This is a genomic window from Mycobacterium sp. (genome assembly GCF_049673265.1).
In the GTDB taxonomy this organism is placed as follows: Bacteria; Actinomycetota; Actinomycetes; order Mycobacteriales; family Mycobacteriaceae; genus Mycobacterium.
Genome location: NZ_JBATXN010000691.1, coordinates 1 through 2,551, shown reverse-complemented (window position 1 = coordinate 2,551; position 2,551 = coordinate 1). Strand labels below are relative to the sequence as shown.

General features: G+C 64.1%; 2 protein-coding genes and 1 other RNA gene. 1 reads left to right on the top strand and 2 read right to left on the bottom strand.

Features of this window, described 5'->3' with window-relative positions; genetic code table 11:
* Positions 1-217: 217 nt before the first annotated feature.
* Entirely contained in the window at positions 218-943 is a 726-nt protein-coding gene (locus tag WBF82_RS23515) for a PE-PPE domain-containing protein (RefSeq protein ID WP_424385332.1), read from the top strand.
* Between the two features lie 53 nt (positions 944-996).
* Here the strand turns inward: WBF82_RS23515 and rnpB are convergent.
* Together rnpB and WBF82_RS23505 are read right to left on the bottom strand one after the other, a co-directional pair.
* Positions 997-1,382, bottom strand: an RNA gene (gene rnpB / locus WBF82_RS23510) — RNase P RNA component class A.
* 48 nt (positions 1,383-1,430) lie between these two features.
* Positions 1,431-2,551: DUF222 domain-containing protein (locus WBF82_RS23505; protein ID WP_424385331.1), on the bottom strand; the 1,121-nt coding region annotated here is incomplete at its 5' end.

Genomic DNA, 2,551 nt, shown 5'->3' with positions numbered 1-2,551 from the left:
TACCGAGTGCGGCCCGACCCCCTATGTCCAGGCTCTGACTTCGGCAATTTTTGTTTGGCGAATTTCTTCGTTTCGAACAAAACCTTAATGACACCTGAGATGATTCCGTTCGTCGGAAGCCAGTGAGATTAGCGCGTGATCGGGATCTACCACAGGAAATGTTGGAACACGCAGTTGCCAACATCCTCTGTGGCCTTGGCAAAAGGGGGGGCAACCTATGAAGAAAGTAGTTCTCGGCGCCGCGCTGTGCAGCGCCGCGGTGGCGTTGGCCGGTGCAGCTAACGCCGACAGCAACTTCCTGTCCGGCTCAGACGACGCACTAATCCTGGGCCCCACCGGGATACCGACACCGAATGCCGCCTACATCAGCGACGCCGTAAAGCTGTACATCGACCCGAACGGCTACGACGGCACCACCGCGACGACGCTGGCGCTGACCACCCCGGAAACCACATCCCTTTCGAGCGTGCCGCAGGGCGAGAAAGACCTCATCAACGCGGTCGTCGCCGACTACAACGCCGGCGACATGCACTGCGCCTCCGGCGTGTGCAGCGACCCGCTGACCATTTTCACCTACTCACAAAGCAGTGCCGTCGCCTCCCTCGCCGAACAGCAACTCGCCGCCGACAAAATCCCCACTGAGGCTTTACGTTTCGTGATGCTCGGCGCGAACCCCACCGGCGTCCCCGACAACCTGTACCCGACCGATGTGTACAACATTGACGGCGACATCTGGGCGCAGCCCGGCTCCGCAGGCAGCGCAACACTCCAGGAACTCTTGCTCGGGATGGAACTCCATGACGCCTACCTCGGATTGACCTCGGCCGAAATCGACTCGGCCACATCGGTAGTCCACGGAATGACAACCATCTACGACATCCCAACACTCACCACCACCGAGCTGTGGGAAGCACTGATCAGTGCGACCAGCGCAGGAACTTAGCCTCTCCCTCGCAGGGATTTGAACAGCTGAACCTACCGGCAGACAACGCGGGGCGGGCGAGTTGGCCTGTAAGCCGGATCCTGTTCCGCGCTACCGAGTAGCGCGGCGGCGACCATCCATCTGGACACACCGTTACCGGGTGCCTCAAGCGGCCTACCCGCAGGCTCGGGCGAGCAGCCCTCTAACGCCTGCGCGACCGCACCGTGGTGCGGCCTTTTTGGCCTTGCTTCGGGTGGGGTTTGCCGAGCCATTCCGGTCACCCGGGATGCTGGTGCGCTCTTACCGCACCGTTTCACCCTTACCGCCACAAGGGCGGCGGTCTATTTTCTGTGGCACTTTCCCGCGAGTCACCTCGGATTGCCGTTAGCAATCACCCTGCTCTGTGAAGTCCGGACTTTCCTCGACTCGCAGTACGAGCCGCGGTCGCCCAGCCAACTCGTCCGCGCTAGATACCGTACTCGCCGCGTAATGCGGGTGCCAGCGCCGTCTAAGCCGCATGTAAATCGGAGATGGCTACCCCGACCGCCATTTCCACTTCGCTGATTTCCATCCGCAGCGGCACCATTGGCAGCGGAGGCGCTCCCGAACGATACTGCGCACCCGCTGGGGTGGTGAATTTGGCTGTGTGCCTCGATGTTTCGTCCACACTCGGTTCGACGCGCCAGCCGGCGACTTCTTTGACGTAGTTGCATCGCTCGCATTGCCCTAACCCGTTGTCCGCCCTGGTCGCACCGCCGCGGGCCCATGGCCGGGCATGGTCGCGATGTCGGATCGGCGCGTCGCAGTAGGGCGTGCGGCAACGCTGATCCCTTAGCCCGATAAAGGCGGCCAACCCCCGGGGAAACAACCGGGCCCGCGACTCCATTGTCACCAGCGCCCCCGAACGCGGACGGGCATACAGGCGGCGAAGCGTGGCCCGCGATTGTGCATCGGTGAGCGCACCGATGACCAGTCCGCGGGCCACAGCCGCCGGAATGGGCCCGTAGCCGCAAATATCGGCAGCCACATCGGAACCGCCCAGCAGAGTTTCATCCGATATCACCACATTCACTGCGATCGGTGTGGCCACCGCCGCGCTGCGGCCGGTGACCCGCTCGATGAGCGTGTCGGCCATGACCTGGCCCCGCGAACGCCCATCGGCGCAGAGATCGGCCGCCCGCCGCAGCGCGGCATACACGGACACGCCCTGCGCCACCGGCAACAACGCGGTCAAATACGTCATCGTGTCCGGCGCGGGCCGAATGGTTACCGTGCGTTCGGCTTCGGCTTTGGCAGCCCGGTCGACCACGGCGTGTGGATCAAGTCGATAAGCGATCTTCTTGGCCGCCGCCGCGATTCGCGCATCGCCCATCCCGTCCAAATCGGCGACGTCAGCGCACATCTCGGTGTCCAGGGCGCGCCGGTCGTCAACGTCGAGGCAAGCGCTTTCGCGCACGATGAGGGTGGCCCGCCATTCGGTCAATACCCCGGCCTGCAATGCGGCCAGGGTGTGCGGCATCTCATGCACCAGGGCCTTGGCGAAGCCCAAATGGCGGTTACCCCGCGCAGGCGAGTCCAGCCGGGCGAGCGCGACCTCGCTGGCCACCCCACGCCCGCGCCGCGCCGCCG